The following is a 14,957-nucleotide window of genomic DNA, read 5'->3' on the forward strand; positions in this document are numbered from 1 at the left end:
CGTAGGACACAGCGCTACCTAGGTTCCGAGTCCAGTTGCCAAACACTCAGGAGACAGTTTGATGTCCACCGTTGCCGTAACCGACGCGACCTTTGACGCAGAGGTCAAGAATTCGGACGTACCCGTAGTAGTAGATTTTTGGGCCGAATGGTGCGGCCCGTGTAAGCAGATTGGCCCGGCGCTTGAAGAGCTGGCGGCCGAATATGGCGATAAGGTCAAAATCGCCAAGGTCGATGTCGACAGCAACCCAAATGCAGCAGCTGCAATGGGTGTGCGCGGCATCCCAGCGCTGTTTATCTTCAAAGACGGCCAGGTTGTATCCAACCGCGCTGGCGCGGCTCCCAAAGCGGCACTGCAAAGTTGGATCGACGAAGCGATCTGATCGCTGTCAAACAGACCAATAGAGATTTAAAGGGCGCCGGATGGGCGCCTTTTTTTGAACCCGCTGACCATCAGGCAAAAGAAAAGCCGCCGGAAACCGGCGGCTGCGTCCTTTTTAAAGCGGGAAACCCAGCTTTAGATGTTGTGGACTTCGTAACGGGTCAGACCGATGTCTTCCAATTGCTCATTGGTCAAACGAGACAGCTGGTCACGCGTCATGCGTTTTTCGTTCCAGCGTACAACGGCCTTCTTGGCCGCGAGAATTTGGTCCACCACACGGAGAATAGAGACTGCCCCGAGCGGCGCATGGGTGTTTGCAGTGATTGCCATTGCGCAGATCCTTAAATGAAACAGCCGACCCCATGTCGGTTGTAAGGCTTTACTTATGCCTGCGGTCTGAGTCTCACAATTGCTCATATTTCAGGCCGGATTTGCACGTAGTGCATATCTGATGAGCAGTTTGTAAACTCTTGACATGGAAGCGACACGCAACGTGAGAAAGCGACAAAAACCGGCCACCCTTGTGCCCGCTGTCATGTGAATCCATATAGTGGGCAAGAAGAGTGGAGAGAAAAATGGCTGACACGGAATTTCCAGGCTGGCACGGCACCACGATTATCGGGGTCAAAAAAGGTGATGAGATTGTCATCGCCGGCGACGGTCAGGTGTCGCTGGGACAGACCGTGATCAAAGGCACAGCCCGCAAAGTGCGCCGTTTGTCCCCCGGTGGATATGACGTTGTGGCCGGCTTTGCAGGCTCAACCGCGGATGCATTCACCCTGTTGGAGCGCCTTGAAGCCAAATTGGAAGCCACACCCGGTCAGCTGGCCCGCGCAAGTGTGGAATTGGCCAAGGATTGGCGCACCGACAAATATCTGCAAAAGCTGGAAGCGATGCTGATCGTTACTGACGGTGCGGATCTCTTTGTCATCACAGGTGCTGGTGATGTTTTGGAACCTGAACACAATGTGGCGGCCATTGGATCAGGCGGAAACTATGCATTGGCAGCTGCGCGCGCCATGATGGACAGCGACAAAACCGCCGAAGAGGTCGCCCGCGCGGCAATGGCGATCGCAGCGGACATCTGTGTGTATACAAATGGAAACCTCACGGTCGAAAGTATCCAGAAATGATTGGTCCTGACGACCTTCGCGCAGCCGTTGGCTCTGGTCTGCTCAGTGAAGCACAGGCGGCCTCACTCAAAGCTTTGGCAGAAACCCGAAGCGGCGCACGTCAGGATCTCGCCGCTGGTGACGAACCTTTTGAGCTGTTCAAGGGCTTCAATGAGATTTTCATCGTCATTGGCCTTTGTATCCTTGCGTCGGGCTGGATTGGCGTGAACAGCATTGCCTTGATTGGCCAGATTGGCGACGTCACAGGCCAGGTTATGATTTCGGCAATTCTGGCAGCAGCGGTGTTGTGGGGCCTGTCCGAATATTTCATCCGCAAACGCAGAATGGTAGCACCGGCAATTGCATTGTCGGTTATGTTTGCCGCCAATTCAGGTGCCGGCCTGAACGCGTGGCTGGCGTCGCCGTTTATGGTGGCTCAGCAAGACTACAGCAGCCTGACGCTACCCCTGTTCCTCTCCACTCTGGCAATCTTTGTCTTTTGGCTACGATTCAAAGTGCCGTTTGCCATGGCGCTGATCGCCTTTGGTATCTTCAGCTTGGCCATCCTTTTGGGCGGTATTCAGGCCGGCGTTCCGGCCGAATTCACGGACCTGTTTCTATTGTCCGCCAATGGCCCCTTTGCCTGGATCACCTTGCTGATTGGAGCAGGCGTCTTTGCCGTTGCCATGTGGTTTGACCTCAGCGATCCGCATCGGGTCACCCGCCGTTCGGCCCAAGGGTTTTGGCTGCATGTGGTCGCAGCGCCAGCTTTGGTGAACACAATCGCTTTGTCTCTGCTCGAAGCGGATACGGCGATGTCGAACCTCCTGCTGCTCTGCATTCTCGTTCTTTTTGCGGTAGTGGCCATTGTGATCGACCGGCGATCCTTCCTGATTGCGGCAATTGGGTATATCGTGACCCTAGCCGCTACTGTTTTTGAAGGGCAGGGCGCTGCAACAATCGTGTTGCTGTTGGGTGTGTTTCTCGTTGGTCTTGGCGCGTTTTGGACCGCTATTCGGGCAAAGCTTCTCTCTCTTGTTTCGGGTGTTCTGCCGATCGACCGGCTGCCCCCCTCTTACTGATCAAGGTACATCATGACTGACCTCACGCCTCGGGAAATTGTCTCGGAACTGGATCGTTTTATCATTGGCCAGAAAGAGGCCAAACGGGCCGTCGCCGTTGCTTTGCGCGACCGCTGGCGTCGGAAAATGTTGCCAGATGACATCCGCGATGAAGTGTTTCCCAAAAACATCCTGATGATCGGCCCCACCGGTGTTGGCAAAACCGAAATCTCACGGCGACTGGCGAAACTGGCCCGTGCGCCGTTTATCAAAGTTGAGGCCACCAAGTTTACCGAAGTTGGTTACGTCGGCCGCGATGTGGAACAGATTGTGCGTGATCTTGTCGATGCCGCAATCCTGCAAACCCGCGAACATATGCGCGAAGACGTGCGTACCAAGGCGCATAAAGCAGCCGAAGACCGCGTTCTGGCGGCCATCGCCGGCGAAGGCGCGCGTGAAGCAACGCTAACTATGTTTCGCAAAAAGCTGATCGCGGGCGAGCTGGACGACACCATTATCGAACTGGACGTGGCCGATACGTCCAACCCGATGGGCAACATGTTCGAAATTCCCGGCCAACCGGGTGCCGGCGCAGGTATGATGAACCTGGGCGATCTATTTGGCAAAGCCATGGGTGGACGCACTGTTCGCAAAAAGCTGACAGTCTCTCAAAGCTATGACGTGCTGATCGAGGAAGAGGCCGACAAGCTTTTGGATGATGAAACCGTCACCCGCACCGCGATGGAGTCCGTTGAACAAAACGGCATCGTGTTCCTGGATGAAATCGACAAGGTTTGTGCCCGATCAGATGCCCGCGGGGGCGATGTCAGCCGCGAAGGTGTCCAGCGTGATCTGCTACCATTGATCGAAGGAACAACCGTCAGCACCAAACATGGCCCAATCAAAACGGACCACATCCTGTTTATTGCATCCGGTGCGTTCCACGTGGCCAAACCGTCAGACTTGTTGCCGGAACTGCAAGGCCGACTGCCCATCCGCGTCAACCTGCGTGCCCTCACCGAGGCGGATTTCATCCGTATCCTGACCGAGACGGACAATGCGCTGACCCGGCAATACACAGCGCTGATGAACACCGAAAGCGTTGACGTGAGCTTTACCGAAGACGGCATCGCCGCCTTGGCCAAAATGGCGGCAGAGGTCAATCAATCGGTCGAGAATATCGGCGCGCGCAGGCTTTATACCGTGATGGAGCGGGTGTTTGAGGAGCTGTCCTTTAACGCGCCTGACCGTGGCGGAGAGAAAGTAGTGGTGAACGCGAAGTTTGTCGGCGACAACCTTGCGGATCTTGCAACGTCCGGCGATCTGAGCCGATACGTGCTCTGACAGGGCCAAAGGATTGTTAAAGACTGGACTTTGGCGGCAGCGCGGATAGCCTGTCGCCAAAATACATATTTAAGGTTGGGTGATGCCTAAAGTTCCCGGTGCGCTACTTTCAATTGCGGTTTTGCTCCTTGCCGCCTGTGCCCAAGACCGAAATGCTGCACCCATTGTGCCCGAAGCGGCTGAAATCGGTCACCAAGAGGTGGTGTTTGGCGCAACAACGCGGCGTTTTGACGGAACCAGCTTTGACTTTCATCGATCTCCTGACATCCGCCTTTTAGAGCTTGAAGTTTCGGTTCCAGCGAACCGCCTAAGTGGTACCTTGCCATTGGGTGGCGGTGATCCGAACCCTGAAACGGATTTTGTGCTGACGGGTCAGACCTTTCACAGCCCGCAAAGCTTTGCGCGCAGTATCAAAGACAGCCTAAAGACCGTGCCGCCGTATCAGCGGGAGGTGACGATCTTTGTCCATGGGTTCAACAACACCTTTGGAGAGGCGGCGTTTCGCACAGCGCAGTTGAAACATGACATTGAAATCCCCGGTGCCATGATCTTTTATGCTTGGCCCAGCCGTGGCGCTGCCTTGGGATATGCATATGACGAAGACAGCGCCCTGTTTGCGCGTGATGGTCTGGAACGACTACTGCGAAAGACGCGCGAAGCCACCGGTCGTCCAGTGATCGTGGTCGCGCATTCCTTGGGGACTCAATTGACCATGGAAGCCCTGCGCCAGATCGAAATCGGCACACCGGGATGGAGTGCAAATAACCTGGCAGGCGTGGTGCTGATGTCGCCTGATCTCGACGTGGATGTGTTTCGTCAACAAGTCAGCCGTTTCAAAAAATTGCCGCAGCCCTTTGTGATTTTTGCAAACAGCAGGGACCGGGCTTTGGGGATTTCACAACGTATTCGCGGCACCCGCACGCGCGCGCGACTGGGCAATATCAGCTCCTTGGATCGACTGGAGGACCTGCCCGTGCAGGTCATTGATACATCAGGTCTGAAAAGCAGTCGCGACCTCAACCATTTCCCAGCGGCGAACTCGCCAACGTTGATTTCCCTATTGAAGCGCTTGCAGATAGAGGCGGATTCCATAGAGGAGCGGAGTATAGATCTGGCGCGTCTTTTGCCGGGCAGGTTCTCCCAAGAAGGCGGTGCCGTGCGGGTTCAGTTGGAAGAGGCTCCGGCGCAATAGGTCATTACCGCGTGCGACGCAGATAGACATAATAAGCACCTTCGCCACCATGTGAGATATGCGCTTGGGTGACCTGCAATACGGCCTGTGCCAATGGGGGCAGGGCGAGCCATTGGGGAACCTTGTGGCGCAACACCCCTCGCGGCACCGGCATGGGGCCGGGCTCGTCGCGATCTTTGCCCTTGCCGGTAATCACAAGCACCAGACGTTTTCCCGAAGCCTGTGCAGACAGAATAAATCGGGTCAGGGCAGGGTGGGCGGTATCAATCCGCATTCCATGCAGATCCAGCTTCCCTTCGGGGCGCAGCCGACCGCGTTTCATCCTGCGATAGGCCTTCTCATCCATCTGCACACCGCGATTGGCCAAAGAGCTCCCAATCGAGGGTTTCAGATCATTGGCCCGCGCGCTTGGTTTTGCGTTTGCACCGATCTCGAACGTCTCAGGTCGAAAGGGTACTGGTTTTTTGGGCTTGGGTTTTGGAAGCGGCGTGACATGGCCGTTCTGCACCTTTTCCGGATGCATCCGCTCGGTCTGTTTGACGACCTTTTTCCAAAGGTCGATCTCGTCATCTGTCAGCTTGCGGCGGGTCATCAGAGGTCTTCCGGTAACAGCGCATAGGCCCGTTGGATCGGCAACAACACATACATGCGTCCTGGATCACGCAGCTGGCCTGCAGCCTGACCTGCCGCGTCCCCGGTGCCAAAGAAGATATCGGCCCGTTGCGCACCTTTGATCGCAGATCCCGTATCTTGGGCGATCATCAACTGCCGCATCTGTGAGGCTCCGTCTTTTTCCACCCACACAGGCGCACCCAATGGGGTAAAGGCAGGGTCGACGGCGATACTGCGCATTGGCGTCACGGAGCGGTTCATCGCCCCAAGCGGCCCCTTGGAGGCATGAACTTGGTTCACCTCGCGGAAGAACACATAGGACGGGTTGTGAAACAGCAGCTCGCGTCCGGCGGCCGGGTTTCGACGCACCCAGTTCTTGATCACCTGTGCGCTGACTTGATGGGCGTTGAATACCCCGCGTCGCACCAGCTCTTGGCCAATGGACCGGTATTCATGCCCGTTGGCCCCCCCATACCCCACCCGAATGACCGCGCCATTGGGCAGGCGGATACGACCGGACCCTTGGATCTGAAGGAAAAACAGTTCAACCGGGTCATCCACCCAGGCGATCTCCAGACCGCGCCCGGCCATCACTCCACTGGTCAGGATTTGCCGACGCGGCAACCATTGCCCATTTCCACGCGCCTCTGGCGGCAGGCGATAAACCGGGTAGCGATAGCGATCCGTTGGGTATTTTGACCCGGAAAGCTCTGGTTCAAAATAGCCCGTAAACAGCGCCTTTTTGCCATCTTCAATCATCACCGGGCGGAAGAACAATTCAAAAAACGCCCGTGCTGAGCCTTGGGGCTGGGACTGTGCAAGGGCACAAAGCGAGCTCCAATCCGGGTCATCCAGATCGGGACATGTCTCCATAAAGGCCTGAAAGGCCAGATCATGATCATCCTCTGCCCAGCCATCCAGCTGGTCAAAGGACATCATCGTGACTGTCGTTTCAGATTGGGATGCCGCTCCGCCTGCGCCAAATGCAGCGCAACACAGGGCCGAAAGGCCCAATGCATGTCGGAGCGCAGTCATCATGCGTCTGTGGCGACCAATTGCCAGTTCGGATCATCTGCACCCATGTTGCGGGCAAAGACCCAAGTGTCTTTTTGTTTCTTGACTGTCTTGCTGTCGCCTTCGACGATCTCACCTTCGCTGTTGCGCACAACCGAGGTCAGCTCACCCACAAACCGCATGGTCACTTCAGCGGTCGAGGAGCTTTCGTCATACGTGGCATTCACTAGCGTCGTTTCCCGAACGCCGATAAAGTTGGCTTCGATGGTCAGACCCTGATCTTCGCGTGCGGCAACCGCATCGACAAAGCTGTCATAGATCTCTTCGGTCAGGAACGGCTGGATCTGCGTGAGTTCACCGTTTTCAAATCCCATCAGAATCATCTCATAGGCGCCACGGGCACCTTGGACGAATTCGCTGACGCTGAAACCTGGTTCAACCCGTTTCATGGCTGCCAAAGCCCGTGCCTGGGCGCTGTCAGCTGCCACATGATCGGTGATGTCGCTGTCCGGGCCGCCTTCGATCACTTCCAGATCCTGCGCTGTGCGACGAGTGGTCGGTTCCGGCATCCGTGGTTTTTCAAACCCATCACGGGTCCCCAAAACACTTTTCAAACGCAAAATCAGAAAAATGGCGATACCTGCCAGAATCAAAAGAGAAATCACGGGATTGTCCATTTATACCTCATGCGGGGCGTTCGTGCTTTGTTTGAAACCTTGCGGTTCTGATCTTATGTAGGTGAGCAAGGGAAACAAGTCTACCGTCCCAAGTACGATACAAGGAAACCGTGATGTATCTCTTTTTGGCCTTCGTTCTGGTGCCAATCATCGAAATTGCACTGTTTATACAGGTTGGCAGCGCCATTGGGTTGATACCGACGCTGTTGATTGTGGTTCTGACAGCAATTTTGGGCACTTGGCTGGTTCGCAACCAAGGTCAATTGGCGTTGGGTCAACTGCGCAGTTCGTTCCAGCATCTGTCTGATCCAACAGAACCTTTGGCGCATGGGGCCATGATCCTTTTTGCGGGGGCTTTGCTGCTGACGCCGGGATTTTTTACGGACGCCGTTGGTTTTTCCTTGTTGGTGCCACGCATCCGGATTGCTGTTTTCAACTACCTGCGGGCCCGCGTCATTGTTGCACAGTTCCATATGGGCACTACGCAGCAAACCCACGGTTTCACCCATCCGCGTCAACAAGACCCGTCAGGAGACACCATTGATGGAGAGTTTCACGAGGTAAAACCCAGCAAGCCATCTGACAAACCATCAAAATGGGTGGAGGGGCCAAAGTAACGAATGAATGACAAATTTAGGCAGCCGTTGTGGTAACACGTGCAAGCTGATAAGCACGTCGCGATCATATTTCTAGGAGACTACCCATGGCTGAAAATGGCGCTGCAGAAGCCCCTCAGCAACCGCAGGTCCAAATGAAGATTTTGGGCCAGTTCATCCGCGACATGTCGTTCGAAAACGTTATGGCGCAAAAGGGTGTTGCCGGTGAGGTTCAACCCGACGTGAACGTACAAGTCGCGCTGGACGCCAAAAAGCGTTCCGTGGACAACCAGTTCGAAGTCATCACCAAGCTGACCGTTGAATCCAAGAACAAGGGCGGCGAAGGCATGCTGTTTGTTCTGGAGCTGGAATATGTTGGCATCTTCCACATCGAAGGCATCCCAGAGGATCAACTGCACCCGTTCCTGTTGATCGAATGCCCACGCATGCTGTTCCCGTTCCTGCGTCGCATCGTCTCGGACGTTACGCGCGATGGTGGCTTCCCGCCGCTGAACCTGGACAACATCGATTTTGTTGCAATCTATCGCAACGAGCTGGCGCGCCGTCAGGCCGCGTCCGAAGCTCCGGTTCCGCAAGCCTAAGCGCTTCTGGTCAAGCAATTTGAAACGCCGTCCCCGAGGGGCGGCGTTTTTAGTTCAGCACCTTCCACAAAGCTTCATCCCCCATTTTTTCAACAAAAGCGTCATGCGCTTCTTTTTCAGCCGCTGTCAGCCGTGAGGGTAGGGGATTTGGCCGTGCAGTTGGCCGCCAGTCGTCAGAAATTTGCGTTTCTGAATTGCCTTCGACAGAGGCCAATCCAAAATCCGGTTGCCGCCCTCCGATCAGTTCCAGATAAACGTCTGCCAGAATCTCAGAGTCCAACAGCGCCCCGTGCAAGGTACGGTTTGAGTTATCTATCCCAAACCGACGACACAGGGCATCCAGCGTCGCCGGCGAGCCCGGAAATTTGCGACGCGCCATCGCCAGCGTATCAAGCGCCTGATCATTGGGCAGGGTCGGCAAACCCATCCAACGGAGCTCGGCATTGAGGAACTTCATGTCAAAGCTGGCGTTGTGAATGACCATTTTGCTGTCGCGAACAAAATCCAGAAACTGTTGGCCCACTTTGGCAAAAACAGGTTTGTCGCGCAGGATCACCTGCCCTGGTTCGGGCTGTTGTGGCGGCTCCAACAGGTCGGGACCAATGCCATGAACACCAAAGGCTTCGGCCGGCATCGAGCGTTCCGGGTTGATATAAACGTGAAACGTCTCACCCGTTGGCATATGATTCAACAGCTCAACTGCACCGATTTCAACAATCCGGTCGCCGGATTCAGGGTCAAACCCGGTGGTCTCCGTGTCGAGCACAATCTCACGCATCGCGCATCCTTTTTTGAATCTCTTCCAGGATCTGATCCACCTGCGCGGCGGCATGATCCAATGTATCTGTTTCGATGTGATACTCGGCCCGCGCCAGTTTTTCCGCAATGGGCATCTGTTTCGCAAGGATCTGTTCGAACTGAAGCGGTGTCATGGTTCCACGTTCCAAGACCCGGCGACGTTGCTCCGCAGCATTAACAAAGACACAGGCGACCGCATCCATCTCATCCTCTGCGCCGGTTTCAAATAGCAATGGGATGTCAAAGACCAGAACATCAGCGTTTTCTGTGGCCTTAAACACCGCACGGTCCTGTTGAACCAAGGGATGCACAATGGCTTCGATCCGGGGCAGGGCAGTTGGATCTTTTGCGATCATTTCCCGTAAGGCTGCCCGATCAACAGTGCCGTCCTGAACGGCTTCGGGAAACAGAGCGGTTATGGACGCAACGGCTGCGCCGTCCTTGCCATACAGGCGATGAACCGCGGCATCTGCATTCCAAATGGCGCAGCCCCGGTCGGCAAACATCTGCGCCGTTGTGCTTTTGCCCATCCCAATAGAGCCGGTCAGGCCGAGGTGAAAACTCATGCCAGTATTGCCGCGCGGGTCTCTTCGGTCACTTCGGGTCTTGTGCCGAACCAACGTTCAAACCCCGGAACCGCTTGGTGGATCAACATGCCCAAACCATCAACAGTGGTGCAGCCGACACTGTCCGCATATTTCAACAGATCCGTTTCCAACGGTGTATAGATGAGATCTGTCACAACAGCGTCCGGGCGCAGACCATCCAATGGGATCCGCAACCGGGATTTGCCGGCCATACCCAATGAGGTGGTGTTGACGACCAGCTTGCCCTCTTCCAGCACATTGGGCGCTTGGACCCAATCCACGACGCGCACTTTTTGGCCGAAATCGCTGCGCAATTGTTCGGCCCGATCACGGGTGCGGTTGGTCAGAATAATGTCTTCGACGCCGGCTTCAATGAGCGCGGCGATAACGGCACGACACGCACCACCGGCGCCAAGCACCACAGCCGGCCCGGACGCAGGCTGCCAATCCGGCGCACCCTCTTTGAGGTTATTGATGAAACCATAGCCATCCGTGTTATCCGCCATGATCTTGCCATCGGGACGAAAAATCAGCGTGTTTGCCGCACCCATCAAGGTTGCACGGTCGGTAATCTGATCCGCAATGGCCATCACGGCCTCTTTGTGCGGGATGGTCACATTAGCGCCGACAAACCCCATCTTCGGCATCTGGCGCACAACATTCTCTAAATCAGCAGGTTCGACATGCAGCGGAATATAGTGTCCTGCGATGTCATAGGTCTTGAGCCAGTGGCCATGAAGCTGCGGCGACTTGGAATGCGCAATGGGGCTGCCGATAACGCCGGCCAGGGGTATTTTCGGTAGGCTCATTGTTCGATTGCTCCCTGCAGTCCGAGATAATTGATAAGTTCGATCAATGGCAAACCCAAGACATTAAAGTAGCTGCCCTCGATGTTTGTGAAGAGGCGCACGCCTTCCTCTTCCAATTTGTAAGCACCCACCGCATGCTGAATACTGTCCCAGTTGCGGCTCACATAATCCTCCAGATAAGCGTCCGAGCTCATCCGCATGAACAAGCGCACCTGCCCCACATGACGCCAGATAGGCTCGCCATCGCGGTAGATCACCGCCGCTGACAGCAACATGTGTCGTTTGCCCCGCATACGCTTCAACTGAGCCAGCGCATCTTCTGCCGATTTCGGCTTGGACAGGATCTCTCCGTCAAAGTCGAGAACTTGATCACACCCCAACACAAGGCTTCCGGGATGTTTGCCACTTACTTTGCGCGCTTTCGCTTCTGCCAGCGCATCTGCGATATCGCGCGGTGGTGCACCCTCAGCCAGCAAAGAGACCTTTATTGTGTCCTCATCCACACGAGGTGACACAATATATGGGTCTATCCCCGCATTTCGCAGCAATTGGGCCCGGATTTCAGAGCCGGACGCCAGAATGATGTGGGCAGACATGTGGAAAACCCCCTGAACAAGACGGATATGAATTTCTGATGGTTTGTATGGAATTCCCAGCGCGCCGCAAGTGGTGAATAAAGTCGAAAATCTCACGCTTTTGCCGGCAGATTCGCCCCGCGTGGATGAGGATAACTCAAATCTCGTGGATAAATACGTTGCCGGCGATTCCTCCAGACTTTATCCCCAGTTTAACCTTGGTAAACGGAACCTTAATAACCTTTATTTTAAGGCGTTAAGAAAGGATTCACATCTGGACAACCTGTCACGCTGTCATTTTATCCCAAGTGGGGATAATCCAGTGCGGGACTCGATAATCCACGGAAATTGACCTGCACTACAAAAACATCATCCTTCTTAAATATATAATTATATTTAAGGGGGGTCCGAACCAGGAAAGACGAGACATGGATCTGACTGATCTGATGTTCACCCTCTACCCATATGCCAAGTCGCTTCACATCATGGCAGTGATCAGCTGGATGGCAGGTCTGTTCTATCTTCCCCGTCTGTTTGTGTATCACGTTGAACACGGCGAAACCGTGACAGAATGCAAACCTGTGTTTCTGATCATGGAGGAGAAGCTTCTGAAGGTGATTATGGGCCCTGCAAGCGTTGTGACATGGGTCGCAGGCCTTTTTATGGTGTTCACCCCCGGGATCGTCGATTGGAGCGCTGTATGGCCTTGGACTAAGGGGTTGAGCGTGATTGCAATGACATGGTTCCATCATTGGCTGATGTACCGCCATCGCGACTTTAAAGCTGAGAAGAACACAGTGACTGGCCGACAGTACCGCATGATGAACGAGGTCCCGACGTTGCTGATGGTGGTGATTGTCGTCTCGGTGATCTTTAAATTTTAACAGCCCGTTTGACTCACCTTCGGCAAACGCCTATGTAAGGCGTCGCGGACCCGTCCGGGATTCCGTTTCTTCCATTGACTTCATACGAACGCCCCATCTCACATGGGCACAGAGGCCGTGTATTAATGACCGTGCAAGCTCTTAATCTTTCTGATCTCAAGGCAAAAAGCCCCAAAGCGCTGTTGGCGATGGCCGAAGAGCTAGAGATCGAAAACGCCTCCACCATGCGCAAAGGTGAGATGATGTTCCAGATTCTGCGGGAACGCGCAGATGAAGGCTGGGAGATCGGTGGTGATGGCGTTCTGGAAGTGATGCAGGATGGTTTTGGATTTCTGCGTTCTCCTGAGGCGAACTATCTGCCGGGTCCTGATGACATTTATGTTTCCCCAGACATGATCCGCCAATATTCCCTACGTACCGGCGACACGGTTGAGGGGCAGATCAAAGCGCCGCTGGAAAACGAACGTTACTTTGCTCTGATCAAAGTGACGATGATCAATTTTGAAGAGCCCGAGAAGGCGCGTCATAAGATTGCGTTTGACAACCTGACTCCTCTGTACCCAGACGAACGTCTGAAGATGGAGATCGAGGATCCGACGGTCAAAGATCGCTCTGCCCGTGTGATTGATCTGGTGGCACCGATTGGTAAAGGCCAGCGTTCGCTGATCGTGGCGCCCCCGCGGACCGGTAAGACGGTTCTGCTGCAGAACATCGCGCACTCGATCGAGCAGAACCACCCTGAGTGTTATCTGATCGTTCTGTTGATAGACGAACGCCCGGAAGAGGTGACCGACATGCAGCGTTCCGTAAAGGGTGAGGTTGTGTCCTCCACCTTTGACGAGCCGGCTGCACGCCACGTTGCCGTGTCCGAGATGGTCATCGAAAAAGCCAAACGTCTGGTGGAACATAAGCGAGATGTTGTTATTCTGCTCGACTCTATCACAAGACTTGGTAGAGCCTTCAACACCGTCGTGCCTTCATCTGGTAAAGTTCTGACCGGTGGTGTGGATGCAAACGCCCTGCAACGCCCCAAGCGTTTCTTTGGTGCGGCGCGGAACATCGAAGAGGGCGGCTCGCTCACAATTATCGCAACTGCGTTGATCGACACCGGCTCGCGGATGGATGAAGTCATCTTTGAAGAGTTCAAAGGCACCGGTAACTCTGAGATTGTTCTGGATCGTAAGATCGCAGACAAGCGCGTGTTCCCGGCGATCGACATCCTTAAATCCGGCACCCGCAAAGAGGACCTGTTGGTCGACAAAGGCGATCTGGCCAAGACATTTGTGCTGCGCCGGATCTTGAACCCGATGGGCACCACAGACGCGATTGAATTCCTGTTGTCCAAGCTGAAGCAAACCAAATCCAATGGCGAGTTCTTCGACTCGATGAACACCTAACCACGGGCCGGCAACGGGAGAGGCCGAACAATGGATACGATCTTTGCCCTGGCGTCCGCCCAGGGTAAGGCCGGGGTTGCGGTGATCCGTATCTCCGGCCCTTCTGCTTTTACCGCCTGCCGCGCGTTGTGCGGATCTCTTCCTTTATCAGGGAAGGGGCTTCGGCGTGTGCGCAGCGGCGCCGGCGATGCTCTGGACGACGCATTGATCCTGACCTTTGCTGGCCCCAACAGCTTTACCGGCGAAGATGTGGTTGAACTCCATACCCATGGCAGCACCGCAGTTGTCTCCTCCGTTTTGGATGCCTTGGGTCGGCAAGAAGATTTGCGACTGGCCGAGGCCGGCGAGTTTACCCGCCGTGCATTGGAAAACGGTCGATTGGATCTGACGCAAGTGGAGGGGCTTGCCGATCTGATTGATGCGGAAACCGAAGCGCAGCGCCGACAAGCTCATGCGGTCTTGTCCGGCGGTTTGGGCCAACTGGCAGAACGCTGGCGGACGGATTTGATCCGGGCGGCGTCCTTGATCGAGGTGACAATTGACTTCGCAGATGAAGAAGTTCCGGTGGACGTCACGCCCGAAGTGAGAAGCCTGCTGGCGGCGGTGATCGCTGATATCGAAAAAGAGACAGCCGGCGTGACCATCGCGGAACGTGTACGGCAGGGGTTTGAGGTTGCCATCGTCGGTGCGCCAAATGTTGGTAAGTCCACCTTGCTCAATGCACTGGCCGGCCGCGAAGCTGCGATTACGTCTGAATTTGCCGGGACCACCCGTGACGTGATTGAGGTTCGGATGGATCTTGCCGGCCTGCCCGTGACATTGCTGGACACGGCCGGCTTGCGGCAGACCGATGATCATGTAGAAGGCATCGGAGTAGAACGCGCCATCGCGCGGGCGAGTGAAGCGGATCTCAGGGTTTTTATCGCCGAGGATGAAGAAGTTCTGGATGTGGAGATGCAGTCCGAAGATATTCGTTTGCGCCCCAAAGCAGATCTGCGCCCTGATCCGGTCGGCGCAGTTTCCGGGAAGTCGGGGATTGGTGTTGATGAACTGATATCCCATGTGTCCTCTGTCTTGTCGAAACGAACCCAGGGGATCGGGGTGGCAACGCGCAAACGGCACCAAGAAACCATGGCCTCTGCTTTGGAACGTTTGCGAGCAGCAGTGACAATTCTGGAGTCCGGTCCCGAATTCTATGATATTGTGGCTGAGGACATGCGTTCAGCCATCCGCCATCTTGAAGCGTTGGTTGGGCGCATCGGGGTTGAAAATCTCCTGGATGAGATTTTCTCTAGTTTTTGTCTTGGAAAGTGAGG

General features: G+C 55.1%; 18 protein-coding genes. 10 read left to right on the plus strand and 8 right to left on the minus strand.

All coding sequences use genetic code 11. The annotated features are described in order from the left end of the window. The first annotated feature begins 61 nt into the window (after positions 1–61). Positions 62–382 (plus strand): thioredoxin, encoded by a 321-nt coding sequence (gene trxA, locus GFB49_RS07015; protein ID WP_153215144.1) that lies wholly within the window; start codon positions 62–64, stop codon positions 380–382. 134 nt (positions 383–516) lie between these two features. Here trxA and GFB49_RS07020 read toward each other — a convergent pair whose 3' ends face one another. Next, on the minus strand, positions 517–711 hold the full coding sequence (locus GFB49_RS07020; protein ID WP_153215145.1) for a DUF1127 domain-containing protein: 195 nt from the start codon (positions 709–711) through the stop codon (positions 517–519). A 245-nt stretch (positions 712–956) separates the two neighbouring features. On the opposite strand from GFB49_RS07020, the gene hslV reads away from it, so the two are divergent. The 4 genes from hslV (at position 957) to GFB49_RS07040 (ending at position 5,090) form a co-directional block, all read left to right on the plus strand. Then, complete coding sequence (gene hslV / locus GFB49_RS07025; RefSeq protein WP_153215146.1) at positions 957–1,514, plus strand: ATP-dependent protease subunit HslV; 558 nt, start codon at positions 957–959, stop codon at positions 1,512–1,514. Continuing rightward, positions 1,511–2,575 carry a hypothetical protein gene (locus GFB49_RS07030; RefSeq protein WP_153215147.1) on the plus strand — a complete coding sequence of 355 codons (1,065 nt, stop codon included), beginning with the start codon at positions 1,511–1,513 and terminating at the stop codon, positions 2,573–2,575. The genes hslV and GFB49_RS07030 overlap by 4 nt, the downstream gene beginning before the upstream one ends. A 12-nt stretch (positions 2,576–2,587) precedes the next feature. After that, entirely contained in the window at positions 2,588–3,898 is a 1,311-nt protein-coding gene (gene hslU, locus GFB49_RS07035) for an ATP-dependent protease ATPase subunit HslU (protein ID WP_153215148.1), read from the plus strand. An 82-nt stretch (positions 3,899–3,980) separates the two neighbouring features. Continuing rightward, positions 3,981–5,090, plus strand: coding sequence for an alpha/beta hydrolase (locus GFB49_RS07040; RefSeq protein WP_153215149.1), 1,110 nt, complete (start codon positions 3,981–3,983; stop codon positions 5,088–5,090). A 4-nt stretch (positions 5,091–5,094) separates the two neighbouring features. Here GFB49_RS07040 and GFB49_RS07045 read toward each other — a convergent pair whose 3' ends face one another. The 3 genes from GFB49_RS07045 to GFB49_RS07055 are packed head-to-tail and all read right to left on the minus strand — an operon-like array spanning position 5,095 to position 7,393. Then, on the minus strand, positions 5,095–5,682 hold the full coding sequence (locus tag GFB49_RS07045; protein ID WP_153215150.1) for a Smr/MutS family protein: 588 nt from the start codon (positions 5,680–5,682) through the stop codon (positions 5,095–5,097). Continuing rightward, on the minus strand, positions 5,682–6,740 hold the full coding sequence (gene mltA, locus GFB49_RS07050; protein ID WP_153215151.1) for a murein transglycosylase A: 1,059 nt from the start codon (positions 6,738–6,740) through the stop codon (positions 5,682–5,684). The genes GFB49_RS07045 and mltA overlap by 1 nt, the downstream gene beginning before the upstream one ends. Beyond that, a complete protein-coding gene (locus GFB49_RS07055; protein WP_153215152.1) occupies positions 6,737–7,393 on the minus strand; it encodes a Tim44/TimA family putative adaptor protein in 657 nt (218 codons plus the stop codon). Before GFB49_RS07055 ends, mltA begins: the two co-directional genes overlap by 4 nt. Positions 7,394–7,506: 113 nt before the next feature. On the opposite strand from GFB49_RS07055, the gene GFB49_RS07060 reads away from it, so the two are divergent. Next, a complete protein-coding gene (locus GFB49_RS07060) occupies positions 7,507–8,010 on the plus strand; it encodes an FxsA family protein (protein WP_153215153.1) in 504 nt (167 codons plus the stop codon). A gap of 86 nt (positions 8,011–8,096) precedes the next feature. After that, complete coding sequence (gene secB, locus GFB49_RS07065; protein WP_153215154.1) at positions 8,097–8,591, plus strand: protein-export chaperone SecB; 495 nt, start codon at positions 8,097–8,099, stop codon at positions 8,589–8,591. Positions 8,592–8,640: 49 nt separating this feature from the next. Here secB and dnaQ read toward each other — a convergent pair whose 3' ends face one another. From dnaQ to GFB49_RS07085, 4 genes are read right to left on the minus strand one after another with little or no spacing between them, the layout of a single operon-like run. After that, the gene (gene dnaQ, locus GFB49_RS07070) at positions 8,641–9,369 is read right to left on the minus strand and encodes a DNA polymerase III subunit epsilon (RefSeq protein ID WP_153215155.1); all 729 of its coding nucleotides are present in this window, start codon (positions 9,367–9,369) and stop codon (positions 8,641–8,643) included. Further along, positions 9,362–9,955: a dephospho-CoA kinase gene (gene coaE, locus GFB49_RS07075; RefSeq protein ID WP_153215156.1), complete on the minus strand. Its 594-nt coding sequence runs from the start codon at positions 9,953–9,955 to the stop codon at positions 9,362–9,364. Before coaE ends, dnaQ begins: the two co-directional genes overlap by 8 nt. Continuing rightward, positions 9,952–10,785, minus strand: a complete 834-nt coding sequence (locus GFB49_RS07080) for a shikimate dehydrogenase (RefSeq protein WP_153215157.1) — start codon at positions 10,783–10,785, stop codon at positions 9,952–9,954. Before GFB49_RS07080 ends, coaE begins: the two co-directional genes overlap by 4 nt. Beyond that, positions 10,782–11,381, minus strand: a complete 600-nt coding sequence (locus GFB49_RS07085) for a Maf family protein (protein WP_153215158.1) — start codon at positions 11,379–11,381, stop codon at positions 10,782–10,784. Before GFB49_RS07085 ends, GFB49_RS07080 begins: the two co-directional genes overlap by 4 nt. 407 nt (positions 11,382–11,788) lie before the next feature. Between GFB49_RS07085 and GFB49_RS07090 the strand changes: the two genes are divergently transcribed. The 3 genes from GFB49_RS07090 to mnmE all read left to right on the plus strand — a co-directional run bounded on the left by GFB49_RS07090 (position 11,789) and on the right by mnmE (position 14,955). Further along, positions 11,789–12,244: a CopD family protein gene (locus tag GFB49_RS07090; RefSeq protein ID WP_153215159.1), complete on the plus strand. Its 456-nt coding sequence runs from the start codon at positions 11,789–11,791 to the stop codon at positions 12,242–12,244. A 125-nt stretch (positions 12,245–12,369) separates the two neighbouring features. Beyond that, positions 12,370–13,641, plus strand: coding sequence for a transcription termination factor Rho (rho, locus tag GFB49_RS07095; RefSeq protein ID WP_153215160.1), 1,272 nt, complete (start codon positions 12,370–12,372; stop codon positions 13,639–13,641). A gap of 30 nt (positions 13,642–13,671) precedes the next feature. Beyond that, positions 13,672–14,955: a tRNA uridine-5-carboxymethylaminomethyl(34) synthesis GTPase MnmE gene (mnmE, locus tag GFB49_RS07100; RefSeq protein WP_153215161.1), complete on the plus strand. Its 1,284-nt coding sequence runs from the start codon at positions 13,672–13,674 to the stop codon at positions 14,953–14,955. The last annotated feature ends 2 nt before the right edge of the window (positions 14,956–14,957 follow it).

Origin of the sequence: Tritonibacter litoralis, from assembly GCF_009496005.1 — a bacterium.
In the GTDB taxonomy this organism is placed as follows: domain Bacteria; phylum Pseudomonadota; class Alphaproteobacteria; order Rhodobacterales; family Rhodobacteraceae; genus Epibacterium; species Epibacterium litoralis.